This window comes from Palleniella intestinalis (genome assembly GCF_013166595.1).
GTDB classification, from domain to species: domain Bacteria; phylum Bacteroidota; class Bacteroidia; order Bacteroidales; family Bacteroidaceae; genus Prevotella; species Prevotella intestinalis.
This window is the reverse complement of the sequence record NZ_JABKKG010000001.1, coordinates 411,439-426,398: the sequence shown is the minus strand read 5'-3', so window position 1 is coordinate 426,398 and position 14,960 is coordinate 411,439. Positions and strand designations below refer to the sequence as shown.

The 14,960-nt window shown below is 49.0% G+C and carries 11 protein-coding genes and 1 tRNA gene; 9 read left to right on the top strand and 3 right to left on the bottom strand.

The genetic code is table 11. The features are described from left to right. Window positions 1-109 precede the first annotated feature (109 nt). The 3 genes from HPS57_RS01805 to HPS57_RS01795 all read left to right on the top strand — a co-directional run bounded on the left by HPS57_RS01805 (window position 110) and on the right by HPS57_RS01795 (window position 4,846). Window positions 110-2,050, top strand: a complete 1,941-nt coding sequence (locus HPS57_RS01805) for a glycogen debranching enzyme N-terminal domain-containing protein (protein ID WP_172179607.1) — start codon at window positions 110-112, stop codon at window positions 2,048-2,050. 21 nt (window positions 2,051-2,071) lie between these two features. Beyond that, the gene (locus HPS57_RS01800; RefSeq protein WP_172179605.1) at window positions 2,072-3,373 is read left to right on the top strand and encodes a glycosyltransferase; all 1,302 of its coding nucleotides are present in this window, start codon (window positions 2,072-2,074) and stop codon (window positions 3,371-3,373) included. Between the two features lie 99 nt (window positions 3,374-3,472). Then, window positions 3,473-4,846 (top strand): glycoside hydrolase family 57 protein, encoded by a 1,374-nt coding sequence (locus tag HPS57_RS01795; RefSeq protein ID WP_172179603.1) that lies wholly within the window; start codon window positions 3,473-3,475, stop codon window positions 4,844-4,846. A 224-nt stretch (window positions 4,847-5,070) separates the two neighbouring features. On the opposite strand, the gene HPS57_RS01790 is transcribed toward HPS57_RS01795, so the two are convergent. Continuing rightward, window positions 5,071-6,033, bottom strand: a complete 963-nt coding sequence (locus HPS57_RS01790; RefSeq protein WP_172179601.1) for a KpsF/GutQ family sugar-phosphate isomerase — start codon at window positions 6,031-6,033, stop codon at window positions 5,071-5,073. A gap of 57 nt (window positions 6,034-6,090) precedes the next feature. After that, the gene (gene kdsA, locus HPS57_RS01785) at window positions 6,091-6,852 is read right to left on the bottom strand and encodes a 3-deoxy-8-phosphooctulonate synthase (RefSeq protein WP_172179599.1); all 762 of its coding nucleotides are present in this window, start codon (window positions 6,850-6,852) and stop codon (window positions 6,091-6,093) included. Between the two features lie 415 nt (window positions 6,853-7,267). Between kdsA and HPS57_RS01780 the strand changes: the two genes are divergently transcribed. The 6 genes from HPS57_RS01780 (at window position 7,268) to ilvC (ending at window position 14,668) form a co-directional block, all read left to right on the top strand. Beyond that, a complete protein-coding gene (locus HPS57_RS01780; protein ID WP_172179597.1) occupies window positions 7,268-8,221 on the top strand; it encodes a D-2-hydroxyacid dehydrogenase in 954 nt (317 codons plus the stop codon). Window positions 8,222-8,358: 137 nt separating this feature from the next. Then, window positions 8,359-10,161, top strand: a complete 1,803-nt coding sequence (gene ilvD, locus HPS57_RS01775) for a dihydroxy-acid dehydratase (protein ID WP_172179574.1) — start codon at window positions 8,359-8,361, stop codon at window positions 10,159-10,161. A 9-nt stretch (window positions 10,162-10,170) separates the two neighbouring features. Then, window positions 10,171-11,868, top strand: a complete 1,698-nt coding sequence (ilvB, locus tag HPS57_RS01770; RefSeq protein WP_172179572.1) for a biosynthetic-type acetolactate synthase large subunit — start codon at window positions 10,171-10,173, stop codon at window positions 11,866-11,868. 289 nt (window positions 11,869-12,157) lie between these two features. Beyond that, a complete protein-coding gene (gene ilvN / locus HPS57_RS01765; RefSeq protein WP_172179864.1) occupies window positions 12,158-12,757 on the top strand; it encodes an acetolactate synthase small subunit in 600 nt (199 codons plus the stop codon). 33 nt (window positions 12,758-12,790) lie between these two features. Continuing rightward, entirely contained in the window at window positions 12,791-13,612 is an 822-nt protein-coding gene (locus tag HPS57_RS01760) for an acyl-[acyl-carrier-protein] thioesterase (RefSeq protein WP_172179570.1), read from the top strand. A gap of 12 nt (window positions 13,613-13,624) precedes the next feature. Then, on the top strand, window positions 13,625-14,668 hold the full coding sequence (gene ilvC / locus HPS57_RS01755) for a ketol-acid reductoisomerase (RefSeq protein ID WP_172179568.1): 1,044 nt from the start codon (window positions 13,625-13,627) through the stop codon (window positions 14,666-14,668). A gap of 202 nt (window positions 14,669-14,870) precedes the next feature. Here ilvC and HPS57_RS01750 read toward each other — a convergent pair. Continuing rightward, window positions 14,871-14,958, bottom strand: a tRNA-Ser gene (locus HPS57_RS01750). Window positions 14,959-14,960 lie beyond the last annotated feature (2 nt).

Here is a 14,960-nt window from a genome sequence, read left to right as displayed (position 1 = left end):
GATATTAATCAAGCAACTTTTTTGCTATCTTTGCCATAATGTTAGAGGAACATTTAGGATGTCCTCAAGAAATCTATGAAATAAATATTATTAACCTTAAAATACAACTATGAGTTATCTTAAATTTGAGAAGGCTACGATGACCAACTTGGAGGCCGTTTTGAGCAAGGAACTGCTGCGCACAAACCGCTCAGGGGCTTATAGTTATTCTACTCTCGTAGACTGCAACACAAGAAAGTACCATGGTTTGCTTGTTATACCGGTTCCGGAGATTGATGATGACAATCATGTGCTGCTGTCATCTTTGGATTGCAGTGTTGTCCAGCATGATGTGGAGTTCAATTTGGGACTTCACAAGTATCAGGGAAACAATTATGCCCCGAAAGGACATAAATACATCCGGGAGTTTGACTGCGACCATATTCCGACAACACTTTATCGCGTGGGAAGTGTTGTCTTGAAAAGGGAGAAAATCTTCCAGCATTACGAGAACCGCATACTTATACGATACACTCTTGTTGACGGACCGTCACAGACAAAGCTCCGTCTGCGTCCTTTTCTTGCATTCCGCAGTGTGAATGACTTGTGCCATGAGAATGGTGTCGCGTCACGTGAATACCAGGAAATAGAGAATGGTATAAAGACATCCTTATATGCCGGCTATCCTGAGCTTAACATGCAGCTGTCAAAGAAGAATGAGTTCGTCTTTGCTCCTGACTGGTATCGTGGCATAGAATACCCTAAAGAACAGGAGCGTGGATATGCTTTCCAGGAGGATCTTTATGTGCCTGGATATTTTGAGGTGACAATGAAGAAAGGAGAAAGTGTTGTGTTTGCAGCCTGCACCTCAAAGATAAAACCTTCCACCTTGAAAAAACTTTTTGATGAAGAGTGTGACCATCGTCCTGCACGAGACAATTTCTTCCGCTCCCTTTACTCTTCAGCGCATCAATTCTATAATCACAAGAAAGATGGCTCATACATAATTGCCGGCTATCCATGGTTCAAGTGCCGTGCAAGAGACACATTCATTTCTTTGCCCGGTCTTGCGCTTGCCATTGAAGAGCCGGACCGTTTTGAACTGATAATGAAAACGGCAGGCAAAGCTCTTAATGATTTTCTTATAGGCAAGCCTTTACAATATGACATTGCGGAGATAGAACAGCCAGATGTTCCGTTATGGGCTGTTTGGGCTATACAGCAATATGCTCACTCGCAAGGCGATGAGAAGGCATTTGAACTGTATGGCGAACTTGTATGGAACATCATCAATACCATAGAGGCCGGCAAGCATCCTAACATCTTTGTTGCAGACAACGGACTGCTGAAAATCAATGGTGCGTCAAAGGCCATGACATGGATGAACTCAACTGTGTATGGCAAACCTGTCGTGCCGCGCTCCGGTTATGTCGTGGAGATAAACGCTTTGTGGTACAATGCCTTGAAGTTTGTTGCGGAATTGGCACGTTTCAAGAATGACGGTTTCGCGTCTGACAAATATGAGAGCAAGGCTAATGCCATCAAGCAGTCTTTCCAAGAGGTGTTTGTGAATGAAAGCGGCTACCTTTGGGACTATGTTGACAATGGTGTGCCTAATGCAGAAGTGCGTCCGAACATGATATTTGCCGTTGCGCTTGACTATTCCCCATTGGAGACAGCACAGCAGAAGAGTGTCATAGATTTCTGTACCCGTGAGCTTCTGACAGCAAAAGGCCTCCGTTCTTTGTCACCAAAGAGTGGCAAGTACACTCCTTATTACGTAGGCACACAGAACCAGCGTGACTGGGCTTACCACCAGGGAACAGCATGGCCTTGGCTTGGCGGTTTTTATATGGAAGCTGTCCTGAAGCTGCATAAGCGTTCACGCTTGTCCTTTGTGCACCGTCAGATGGTAGGCTTTGAGGATGAGATGTTCTACCATGCGGTGGGAACTATGCCTGAGCTCTTTGACGGCAACCCTCCATTCCATGGAAGAGGAGGATGTGCTTTTGCAATGAATGTGGCGGAGCTGCTCCGTATGTCAAAACTACTTGAATCTTATACCTATTAATAATAAGGAGGAAAACATACTATGAAAGTTCTAATGTTTGGATGGGAGTTCCCTCCTAAAATCTATGGCGGACTTGCTGTAGCTTCTTACGGTATCACGAAAGGCTTGTCATTGCAGGGTGATGTGGAGACAACATTCTGTATGCCAAAGCCATGTGGTGACGAAGAGAAATTCCTGAAAATCATCAATATGTCACAGGTGCCTGTTGCATGGCGTGACGTGCAATATGACAATATAAAGAATCGCTTTGTCGGTCATACGGCGGAAGATTACTATCGTTTCCGTGACCACATCTATGCTGATTTCAACTATATGCAGGGGCTTGATGACATGGGTTGCATCGGCTTTGCAGGAGGCTATCCTGGCAATCTGCATGACGAGATAAACAATTTCTCAATCATAGCCGGCGTTTTGGCACGAAGCGAGCAGTTTGATTTGATTCACGCCCATGACTGGCTGACATTCCCAGCCGGAGTACATGCCAAGATGGTGAGTGGCAAACCATTGTGCATACATGTCCATGCCACAGACTTCGACCGTTCACGCGGTAAGGTGAATCCGACGGTCTACTCGATAGAGAAGAATGGCATGGATCATGCTGACTGTATCATGTGTGTGTCAGAGCTGACCCGTCAGACTGTCATCAACCAGTATCATCAGGATCCACGCAAGTGTGTTGCCATGCACAATGCCGTTTATCCTCTCTCGGAAGAGTATCGCAATATTGTCCCGAAGAAGATTCCTAACGAGAAGGTTGTCACATACCTTGGACGTATCACTATGCAGAAAGGTCCGGAATATTTCATTGAGGCAGCAAAACTTGTGTTGCAGCGTACACAGAATGTCCGTTTCTGCTTTGCTGGTTCCGGTGACATGATGAACGCTATGATAGAGCTTGCCGCTCGTTATGGCATTGCAGACAAATGCCATTTCCCGGGCTTCCAGCGAGGACGTCAGGTTTATGAGTGCTATAAGAATTCCGATGTTTTTGTCATGCCGTCAGTTTCAGAGCCGTTTGGCATAGCCCCATTGGAGGCCATGCAGTGCGGTTGTCCGTCTATCATCTCCAAACAGTCCGGCTGCGGTGAGATTCTCACCAACGTGTTGAAGGTTGACTATTGGGACATCCACGCAATGGCAGACGCGATCTACTCATTGTGCACCAATGAAGGCTTCCATAAATACATAGCTGAGGAAGGCTTGAAGGAGGTTGACCGGATTACATGGGAAAAAGTCGGCTGGCGCATACGCCAATGCTACGACCAGCTTCTTGCAAAGGGATGGTTTGACAATGAAGAATATCTCCGTAACTACATCAAGTGATGAAATAGCTTGATAATAAGCATAATAGCACATAAACAATAGAAAATGAAAAGCGATTTTATCGCATCCAAACATTAAACAAGTTAAAAGAACCACGCTATGAAAACAATATGTTTATATTTTGAGATACACCAGATAACACATCTCAAACGTTACCGCTTCTTTGACATCGGTACAGACCATTACTATTATGATGACTATGCAAACGAGCAGAGTGTCAACTATATTGTAAACAACTCTTATATGCCTGCTCTTGACGCCCTGCAGGAGATGCTTGACACCGCACCGGGCTTTAAGGTTGCGTTCTCAATCTCCGGTGTTGGTATGGAGCAGTTGGAGATGCACGCTCCTCAAGTCATCGAGAAACTGCAGAAGATGAATGAGACAGGACGTGTGGAATTCTTGACAGAACCTTATTCTCACGGTCTTGCAGGTCTTGTCAATGAGGAAAGTTTCAAGCGTGACATTGAGAAGATGTCCGACAAGATTCAGGAATGTTTTGGCAAGCGTCCAACAGTAGTCCGCAACTCATCCCTTATCTATACAGACGAGATTGGTGCACAGGTGGCATCACTTGGTTATAAGGGTATGTTGACAGAAGGTGCAAAGCATGTCCTTGGCTGGAAGTCCCCGCATTATGTTTATAACTGCAACATGGCACCAAACCTGAAACTTTTGCTTCGTGATGTCAACCTGTCGGACGATATATCACTCCGTTTCAGCAACAAATCTTGGTCAGGTTATCCGTTGATGGCTGATACTTATATGAATAATATAGCATCTTGCCCTGCCGAGGAACAAGTTGTGAATATCTTCATGGAGCTTACAGCTCTTGGCATAGCACAGCCATTGTCAAGCCATATCCTTGACTTCCTGAAGGCGTTGCCGTCACAGGCAAGCGAAAGAGGCATTGAATGGGCTACTCCAAGTGAGGTGTTTGAAAAGTTCGACTCAGTAGGTTCCATCGATGTTCCTGACACATTGTCATGGGTTGATGAAGAGCGCGACTGCTCGGTATGGCTTGGCAACCAGATGCAGCAGGAGGCTTTCAACAAGCTATACTCCGTTGCTGACCGTCTGCTGATAGCCAATGACCCTCGTCTGTTGCAGGATTGGGACTACCTCCAGGCATCCAACAACTTCCGCTTCATGACCACCAAGGCAAGCAACTGGGACATTGACCGTGGCATCTATGACGGTCCTTTCGATGCGTTCACAAACTACATGAACATCCTTGGTGACTTCATCTCTCGTGTCCGTGCACTATACGGTGGCATAGACAATGAGGAACTGGAGAATATGCTTACCACAATCACTAACCAGACAAAGGAGATTGAGAAGCAGCATAAGGAAATCGAGCGTTTGCAGGCAAAGCTTGCGAAGGTTCTTCCTGCTGAAAAAACTGCAAAGAAATCTGCAACAAAGAAGACGACAACAGCCAAGAAAACTGCAAAGGATGAGGCTAAGAAATAATGTGCCGGCTTTATTGCAAGCGAGAGGCGTTGGCATTAACCAATGGCTGTGTGCCTCTTGCTGATTGAAGGTTTAGGAATAAGAAGAAAGGAGATTGTCTCACAAGTGTGAGATAGTCTCCTTTTCCTATTTAAAACCTTGTTTTTAGTGTTACAAAACCCTTTGGTCATTACGCCACACGTTGCCGTCGTGACTTTTGTTGCCTGTCGATAATCGGTGCTTTTTTACACCATGCACGAATGATGGTCTACCACTCCGAGAAGCCTGTGGTCATCGTCTGTAACAAGCACACTGTGGATTTTATGTTCGTGCATTATGTTTTGGATTTCCGATATCTTAGCTGTCGGAGCCACACACTTCGGCTTCCGTGTCATAATGTCAGCGACAGTATGGTTGAAGAACTCAGCCTGCCACTTCTCCATGGCACGCCTGATGTCGCCGTCTGTTATGATTCCAATGATTTTCCCGTCCTTAAGCGCCACGCCCAGACCGAGTTTTCCCTTGCTGACATGTATAATCGCCTCTCCAAGATGCATATCCTGCGGAATGACAGGCATGTCATCCGTCCGCATGACATCGCGTGCTGTCGTAAGAAGCCTTTTGCCAAGTTCACCTCCGGGGTGGAACTGTGCAAAGTCGCGCGGCTTGAAGTCGCGCACCTGCATGAGTGCCACAGCCAAAGCATCCCCCATGACAAGCTGCGCCGTTGTGCTGCTTGTCGGCGCAAGGTTAAGCGGACAAGCCTCTTTCTCCACCTTCGTATTGAGATGTACAGAACTGTATTTTGAAAGTAACGAGTCCGGGTTGCCGCTCATGGCTATTATCGAAATGTTCATGTGCAGTACCATAGGTATGAACCGAAGTAGTTCATCGGTCTGTCCGGAATTGCTTATTGCGAGGACAATGTCATCCTGTGTCATCACTCCAAGGTCACCATGGAACACGTCCAACGGATTGATGAAGAATGACGGTGTCCCTGTACTTGACAGTGTCGCCGCTATTTTTGCCCCGATATGTCCGCTCTTTCCGACACCGGTCACAATGACTTTGCCGTGGCATTCATGTATCATCCTTATGGCACGCTCAAAGTTTTCGTCAAGACTTGGTATCATGTTCAGCACAGCCTGTGCTTCCTCTTTCATGCATGCAATGGCGTAATCGCGTGCGTTGGATAGTCTGTCATTCATTTTTATTGTACGTTTTCGTCAGAAACGCTGTTTTGTTTGTCAATATGTCGGTTGTTGTCAATCCGCGATAACCAATTCCTTTATGAGAGATTCGAGTTTCTCCAGCTCAAGCATGTTCGCTGCATCACTCAGCCCGTTGTCAGGGGCAGGATGCACCTCGAAGAAATATCCCGTGGCACCGAACGCTTTTGCAGCCTTTGCCATGGCAGGGACAAACCTCCGGTCGCCACCTGTTTTCCCTCCACTGGCTCCCGGTCGCTGCACGCTGTGTGTACAGTCCATAATCACGCGCGGCACAATGTCAAGCATGTCAGATATGTTTCTGAAATCCACAACAAGGTTGTTGTAGCCGAAACAGTTGCCACGTTCGGTGAGCCACACATCCTTTGCACCCGCTTCAAGTGCTTTCTCGACAGGATACCGCATGTCCTGTCCGCTAAGGAATTGCGCTTTCTTGATGTTCACCGTGCGCCCCGTCTTTGCAGCAGCCACCAGCAAGTCAGTCTGTCGGCAAAGGAAAGCCGGAATCTGGATTATGTCACACACCTCAGCCACCACCTCAGCCTGATGGCTTTCGTGTATGTCTGTAAGTATTTGAAGACCATACTTGTCCTTGATGTCTCCGAGCATCCTCATGCCCTGTTCTATGCCGGGGCCTCGGAATGATTTTATGGATGTACGGTTAGCCTTGTCGAAACTTGCCTTGAAGACAATGTTTGTGGACAAGCGGCTGTTTATTCTTGTGATTTCCTTGGCAACAATGTCAAGAAGTTCTGCCGATTCTATGACACATGGTCCTGCGATGAATATTGGTTTCATAATATGTCTGTTGTTTATGAAATATGCTTTGTTTGCACATTCATGGGCAAAGGTACTGATTTTTTTTGTATTGCGGCCATTGATTGCTGCTTTTTTGTTTGCGTATGCTGACATTTTTGTTATGCAAACGTAATCATTGCCGACAGTGATAATTATCATGTATTTTTTTGGAAAGTCGGATGAATTTTGTATCTTTGCAGATGTGAAAGGGCAAAGGTGACACTTTGCTGTGCCAAAGGTGACACTTTGCATTGTGAATGGTAACCTTTTGCATGGTCAAAGGTTACCTTTTGAAATATTGTTTTGCCTGTTTCGTATAACGTGTTGTGTACAAGTGTGTTGTACGTAGTCGTTAAATAAAAATAGATGATAACGCTTGTTATGGATAATCATAAAATTTCACATTATATATACAATGAAAATAGTAGTTCTTGACGGATATACAGTCAATCCCGGTGACATCAGCTGGGAAGAGGTTAGTCAGTTTGGGGAGTTCGTTTGCTATGACCGCACCGCTGCGGAGGACGTTGTCGAGCGTGCTGCGGATGCAGACATAATCCTAACAAACAAGGTCGTGATAGGCAGACATGAGATGGACAGTCTGCCGAAGCTGAGATATATCGGTGTGCTGGCTACCGGTTACAACGTTGTGGACTATCGGTATGCCCGTGAGAAAGGCATCACGGTCACCAATATTCCTGCTTACAGCACGGACTCTGTAGCTCAGATGGTCTTTGCGCATCTGCTCAATGTTGTCAACGGTGTAGCCCGTTATGCTGACGAAAACCGTCGCGGGTGCTGGTGCTCGTCACCGGATTTCAGCTATCAGGATGTGCCTCAGCGTGAGTTGGCGCAGATGACTCTCGGAATATTCGGTCTTGGGAACATCGGCATGAAAGTGGCGGAGATAGCCCATGCATTCAGCATGGAGGTAATGGCTGTTACGAGCAAGGGGCAGGATAGTCTGCCCGGCTATGTACGGAAAGTGACATGGGAAGCCATGCTTGCCGGCTGTGATGTCATCTCCCTGCACAGTCCGCTTGCCGATGACACGTTTGAGATTATTAATGCCGACACTCTCGGGCGTATGCGCAAAGGCTGCATACTTATGAATATGAGTCGCGGCCCGTTGGTGAATGAGCAGGATGTCGCCAATGCACTTGCCAATGGAAATCTCGGTGTGTATTGTGCCGATGTGCTGTCCATTGAGCCGCCTCGTGAGGACAATCCTTTGCTGACTGCCCCACGCTGTTATCTCACTCCCCACATTGCTTGGGCGACAGTGGAGGCAAGACAACGTTTGGTGCGGATTTGTGCACAAAACATTTACGGTTTTGTTAGAAATGCGCCCAAAAATGTGATAAATTGAAAGTAAAAAGCAAATTTTTGCTTAAACTTTTGGTGGATAACGGATTTTTACCTATCTTTGCAAGATAATTGTTTAAGGGGTCTTGTCATCCGCTTGTTCAAGGCTTGGTAAAAAGAAAAATAAAGATACAACATATTATGAAACATCAACTTCGCAGTGCTGTCTGTACAGAGGGACGCCGTATGGCAGGCGCAAGAGCCCTTTGGGTTGCCAATGGCATGAAGCGCGAGCAGTTTGGCAAACCGATTATAGCCATTGTCAATTCGTTCACACAGTTTGTTCCGGGACATACGCATCTACATGAAATCGGTCAGATAGTGAAGGCCGAGATTGAGAGCATGGGATGCTATGCCGCCGAGTTCAACACCATTGCGGTTGATGACGGCATTGCCATGGGGCATGACGGCATGCTTTATTCGCTGCCCTCACGTGATGTCATCGCTGATTCCGTTGAGTATATGGTCAATGCCCATAAGGCGGATGCCATGATTTGCATCTCGAATTGTGACAAGGTCACTCCGGGTATGCTTATGGCAGCCATGCGTCTTAACATCCCTGCGGTGTTCGTTTCCGGCGGCCCTATGGAGGCAGGAAAGTGGAAAGGTGAGAATGCCGACCTGATTACTGCCATGGTTAAGGGCGGCGACCCTACGGTCAGTGATGAGGAACTTGCTCAGATAGAGAGCTGTGCATGCCCCGGTTGCGGTGCCTGCTCCGGCATGTTCACTGCCAATTCCATGAACTCGCTGACAGAGGCTATCGGACTTTCCCTGCCGGGAAACGGCTCGATATTGGCAACCCATGTCAACCGTATCCAACTTTTCAAGGATGCTGCACGCCAGATTGTGAAGAATGCGTTCGCATACTATGAGGACGGCGACGACTCTGTCCTGCCGCGTTCCATAGCCACCCGTCAGGCTTTCCTCAATGCCATGACGCTTGACATTGCCATGGGTGCATCCACCAACACCGTGCTTCATCTCCTTGCTGTCGCTCAGGAGGGGGAAGTGGAGTTCAGCATGTCAGACATCGATGCCCTTTCACGCAAAGTTCCTTTCCTCTGCAAACTCGCTCCCAACTGGCAGAAATACAGCATTCAGGAGGAAAACCGTGCCGGTGGCATCCTCGGAATCCTTGGCGAGCTTGCCAAGGGTGACCTTCTTGACCTCTCATGCAAGCGTGTCAACGGTGCAACACTCGGTGATGACATCAAGAAATACAGCATAACGGGCAGCGAGATAGACCCGGAGGCAGACCGCATCTACCGTTCCGCACCGGGAGGAAAGTTCTCCACAACGATGGGTTCGCAGGATACACGATGGGAGACTCTCGACACAGACCGCGTTAACGGCTGCATCCGTGACATAGAGCATGCCTACACGAAGGATGGCGGCATGGCAGTACTTTTCGGAAACATAGCACAGGACGGCTGTGTCGTGAAGACTGCCGGCGTAGCCCCTGAGCTTTGGCATTTTGAAGGCCCTGCGGTAGTGTTTGATTCTCAGGAGGATGCCTGTGAGGGAATCCTTGGCGGAAAGGTGAAGAAAGGCGACTGCGTCGTGATAACCCATGAAGGACCGAAGGGAGGACCGGGCATGCAGGAGATGCTTTACCCGACTTCCTACATCAAGTCGATGCACATGGGCAAAGAGTGCGCGCTGATTACCGACGGCCGTTTCTCCGGTGGAACATCAGGACTGTCCATCGGTCATATCTCTCCGGAGGCAGCCAATGGCGGCAATATAGGAAAAATCAAGGACGGTGATATAATCGTAATAGACATACCGAACCGTTCCATAAATGTGAAACTCTCAGATGAGGAACTTGCGGCACGCCCCATGCAGCCGTTGAAGCGCAACCGTGTTGTCTCAAAGGCTCTCCGTGCCTACGCGCAATCGGTATCTTCGGCAGACAAGGGTGGTGTAAGAATAATAGACTAAACAAGGAAAATGACAGAAAAGATTTCCGGAGCAGAGGCACTTATGCGTTCACTTGAGTACGAAGGTGTTGACACACTTTTCGGCTATCCGGGTGGCGCGATTATGCCGACATTCGATGCTCTGTATGACCATAGAGACAGATTGAACCATATTCTTGTACGTCATGAGCAGGCGGCTGTCCATGCCGCACAGGGCTATGCGCGTGTCAGTGGCAAGGTGGGCTGTGCTCTTGTGACCTCAGGTCCTGGCGCAATGAACACCATTACCGGCATTGCCGATGCGATGATAGACTCCACTCCGCTTGTGGTCATCTGCGGTCAGGTCGGTGCGGCAATGCTTGGCACTGACGCTTTCCAGGAGATTGACGTTGTAGGTGTTACACAGCCTATCTCAAAATGGAACTATCAGATTCGCCGTGCGGAGGACATTCCATGGGCTGTTGCCCGCGCTTTCTACATCGCACGAAGCGGACGCCCGGGGCCTGTGGTGCTTGATTTCGCAAAGAATGCCCAGACAGCGATGTTTGAATATGAGCCGCAGCATGTGGATTTCATACGCAGCTACAACCCTAATCCGCTTTCAGACGTGTCCACAATCCAAGAGGCGGCACACATGATTAACAATAGTGTGAAGCCGTTCATGCTTGTCGGTCAGGGCGTAGAGATAGCCGGAGCGCGTGAGGAACTGCTTGCTCTCTGTGAGAAAGCGCAGATTCCTTTCGGACAGACAATGCTCGGCCTGTCGGTTGCGCCTACCGACCATCCGCTTAACATGGGCATGCTCGGCATGCACGGCAATCTTGCGCCAAACGTGATGACCAACCAATGCGACCTGCTCATAGCTGTCGGCATGCGTTTTGATGATCGTGTCACAGGCAATCTGAAGACATACGCCAAACAGGCGAAGGTCATACATTTTGAGATAGACCCTTCTGAGGTCAACAAGAATGTGAAAGTCAATCTTGCTGTGCTTGGCAACTGCAAGCAGACCCTTGCCGATGTCCTGCCTTATGTTGGCGAGGCGAAGCATGATGCATGGATTGACGGCTTCAAGCCTTATGCCGAGAAAGAATACAATAAGGTGATTTCTCCCGCACTTAACCCCACAGAAGGCCCTCTGCTTATGGGCGAGGTTGTGCGCAAGGTCAGTGAATTGTCCAATAATGAGGCTGTTCTTGTGACGGACGTCGGACAGAACCAGATGTTCGGATGCCGCTATTTCAAATACTCGAAGCCACGTTCCATTGTCACCTCCGGTGGTGCCGGCACAATGGGATTCGGTATTCCGGCGGCAATAGGCGCGACATTCGGCGCTCCTGACCGTACAGTCTGTATGTTCTGCGGTGACGGCGGATTCCAGATGACGATACAGGAGCTTGGCACAATCATGGAGCAGCAGTGCCCTGTGAAGATGATTATCCTGAACAACAACTACCTTGGCAATGTCCGCCAATGGCAGTACATGTTCTTCAACAAGCGGTATTCGTTCACCCCGATGCTCAATCCTGATTATGAGAAGATAGCAGAAGGCTATGGCATCCCTTGCCGGACCGTCATTGACCGCAAGGACCTTGACGCTGCAGTGCGTGAGATGTTGGCTACTGACGGACCATATATCCTGCAATGTGCGGTGAAGGAAGAGGACAATGTCCTCCCAATGACACCTCCGGGCGGAAGTGTCGATGAGATGCTTCTGGAAGTGAATTAACAGATTGTTCCATGAAGACAAACATATTGTCATAACGAGAAAACATAGAAAAATGGAAACAAACAAAAATGCCGGTGCTGCGGAATGCGGCGATTGCAACACTTGTGGAAAGTGTGAGGAACAACTGGAGATTACTCCCGAGTTGCAAGGATTCAACGATGCTGTCCGTGCTGCCGCCTCCCATGACTATAACTCTTACGAGAAAAACCTTGCCCGCCAGCGCAGGGCGACGCTTGACACTGACGCCGCACAGGGCATGCAGGTTGAGAGCTTCTCACGCAATGCTGTCATGCGGCCGTCGGTTCCGGGGCGTGAGGGTGCGCTGCTCAACAGCCGTGCAGGTCTGACACTGTACACTCTGATAATATATTCCGAGAACTATGCCGGCATCCTTAACCAGATAACGGCCGTCTTCACCCGCCGTCAGGTTAACATAGAGTCCATTAACGTCTCCTCATCATCAACTCCCGGTGTGCACAAGTACACAATCACCTGCTACTGCAAGAAGGACATGGCAGAGATGCTTGTCAAGCAGATTGAGAAAAGGATTGATGTCCTTCAGGCAAACTGTTTCGTCGATGACGAGATATTCATGGTTGAGACATCGCTCCTGAAGCTGTCGACCCCTATGGTTCTCGCCAATCCGGAAATCTCCCGCAGCGTGCGGCACGCCTCTGCAAGAATGGTGGAGGTGAACCCTACATACACCATTGTTGAGAAGACTGGTGTCACAGAGGAGGTGCTCGGACTGTTCCGGCAGCTTGACAGCTTTGGATGCGTCCTGCAGTTTGTGCGTTCGGGACGTATCGCAATCACACGCTCTTGCATAGAGCGCCTTGACCAGTATCTCACACAGCGTGAGGAAGAGCGTGACAATCAGGCAGAATAAATCCTTTGGAATAAAAAAAACAACAAACAAAGCATGGAGTTATCCGTAGAAGAAAGAATAGCAAAGTGGGGCAGGGTGGGACGCTACGAGAATGTCGCCGAACCATTCCACTGCGACATTGACCACAGTCTCTTTATGGGGCATCTCGGCAACCATCTGCTCAATGCGGCAGATTTCCACTCCTCCGACAGAGGTTTTGGAATGAAGTACCTGAACACTGTCAACAAGACTTGGGTGCTGTCGCGCCTTGTGATCGAGATGACGGACATGCCTAAGCAGTATGAACATTTCTTTGTCGAGACATGGGTGGAATCGGCAATGCGCTATTTCACAAACCGTAATTTCCGCATAGAGTCCCATGACGGCCGCTCCATAGGCTACGGCCGCTCCATCTGGGCCCTCATCGACACAGGGACACGGCAGCCATGCAACCTGATGGACATCCGTGACGGTGAAATCATGAGTTGGGCAGAGAAAGACAAGGAATGCCCTATAGCCAAGCCCGGAAGGGTGAAAATGTCCAAGGACGTGCCAATGGCGTCGGAACTTGTGGCGAAATACAGCGACATAGATGTCAACGGGCATGTCAATTCCGTGAAGTACATAGAGCATGTGCTTGACCTCTTCCCATTGGAGGCATACAAGAGCAAGACTCTTTCGCGTCTTGAGATAGCCTATGTGGCAGAGTGTTATGCAGGAGACACACTCCGCTTCTACAAAGAGCAGATGACCGAGGACGAATACGAGGTGCGCATTACAAAGGTGGTGCACACTGATGATTCTCACACAACAGAGACAGAATGTGTGCGCTCGTCTGTTAAGTTCAAAAACAAAATAGTTAAGTATAACAAATAAAATTATCACACTATGGCAAAAATGAATTTTGGTGGCGTTATCGAGGAGGTAATGACACGTGAGGAATTCCCGCTTGAAAAAGCTCGTGAAGTACTTAAGGACGAGAAGATCGCGGTTATCGGTTATGGAGTACAGGGACCGGGACAGGCCTGCAACCTTCGCGACAACGGTTTCGACGTCATTGTCGGCCAGCGCCAGGGCAAGACCTTCGAGAAAGCCGTCGCCGACGGATGGGTTCCGGGCGAGACACTCTTCTCCATCGAGGAAGCTGCCGAGAAAGCATCCATCGTCATGTGCCTCTTGTCTGATGCGGCAGTGATGTCCGTATGGCCCACACTGCAGCAGTACCTCACCCCGGGCAAGGCGCTCTATTTCTCCCACGGCTTCGCCATAACATGGTCCGACCGCACAGGCTGTGTCCCTTCCAAGGACATCGATGTCATCATGGTAGCCCCGAAGGGCTCGGGAACATCACTCCGCACCATGTTCCTCGAAGGACGCGGACTCAACTCCTCTTACGCCGTCTACAACGACGCCACAGGTCGCGCATGGGAGCGCACCATAGCCCTCGGCATCGGCATCGGCTCAGGCTATCTCTTCGAGACAACATTCCAGCGTGAGGCAACGTCCGACCTTACAGGCGAGCGCGGCTCACTGATGGGCGCCATCCAGGGACTCCTCCTTGCACAGTACGAGGTGCTCCGTGAGAACGGACACACTCCTTCCGAGGCATTCAACGAGACCGTCGAGGAGCTGACACAGTCACTCATGCCGCTCTTTGCTGCCAAGGGTATGGACTGGATGTACGCCAACTGCTCTACCACGGCACAGCGCGGCGCACTCGACTGGATGGGACCTTTCCACGACGCATGCAAGCCGGTGGTCGAGAAACTCTACGCCTCCGTCAAGTCCGGCAACGAGGCACAAATCTCCATTGACGCAAACTCAAAGCCTGACTATCGCGTAGGACTTGAGAAAGAACTCGCTGCCCTCCGTGAGTCAGAGATGTGGCGCACAGCAGAGGTGGTACGCCAGCTCCGCCCAGAAAACAACTGATAATATCTTTTTCATTAAGCATATTGGGATCGACCGTATGCTCAATGGAAAGACAAATAAAATATGCTCTCTTCCCGATGTGCTTACAGCGACCTTTGGGAAGAGAGCATATTTTATTTGTTAGTTGGAGAGTGATGTTGACAGAATGGAACAAAAAAACGGCTTGATACTTTTTTCAGTACCAAGCCGTTTTGTTTTTTTGCGGAGAGAACAGGATTCGAACCTGCGAATCGGTTTTGCCGATTACACGCTTTCCAGGCGTGCCTCTTCAACCACTCGAGCACCTCTCCAA

What these genes read in the sequence shown, in the direction of transcription:
- HPS57_RS01805 (WP_172179607.1), top strand. Translation starts at nt 110, where the DNA reads ATGAGTTATCTTAAATTTGAGAAGGCTACGATGACCAACTTGGAGGCC.
- HPS57_RS01800 (WP_172179605.1), top strand. Translation starts at nt 2,072, where the DNA reads ATGAAAGTTCTAATGTTTGGATGGGAGTTCCCTCCTAAAATCTATGGC.
- HPS57_RS01795 (WP_172179603.1), top strand. Translation starts at nt 3,473, where the DNA reads ATGAAAACAATATGTTTATATTTTGAGATACACCAGATAACACATCTC.
- HPS57_RS01790 (WP_172179601.1), bottom strand. Translation starts at nt 6,033, where the DNA reads ATGAATGACAGACTATCCAACGCACGCGATTACGCCATTGCATGCATG.
- kdsA (WP_172179599.1), bottom strand. Translation starts at nt 6,852, where the DNA reads ATGAAACCAATATTCATCGCAGGACCATGTGTCATAGAATCGGCAGAA.
- HPS57_RS01780 (WP_172179597.1), top strand. Translation starts at nt 7,268, where the DNA reads ATGAAAATAGTAGTTCTTGACGGATATACAGTCAATCCCGGTGACATC.
- ilvD (WP_172179574.1), top strand. Translation starts at nt 8,359, where the DNA reads ATGAAACATCAACTTCGCAGTGCTGTCTGTACAGAGGGACGCCGTATG.
- ilvB (WP_172179572.1), top strand. Translation starts at nt 10,171, where the DNA reads ATGACAGAAAAGATTTCCGGAGCAGAGGCACTTATGCGTTCACTTGAG.
- ilvN (WP_172179864.1), top strand. Translation starts at nt 12,158, where the DNA reads ATGCGGCCGTCGGTTCCGGGGCGTGAGGGTGCGCTGCTCAACAGCCGT.
- HPS57_RS01760 (WP_172179570.1), top strand. Translation starts at nt 12,791, where the DNA reads ATGGAGTTATCCGTAGAAGAAAGAATAGCAAAGTGGGGCAGGGTGGGA.
- ilvC (WP_172179568.1), top strand. Translation starts at nt 13,625, where the DNA reads ATGGCAAAAATGAATTTTGGTGGCGTTATCGAGGAGGTAATGACACGT.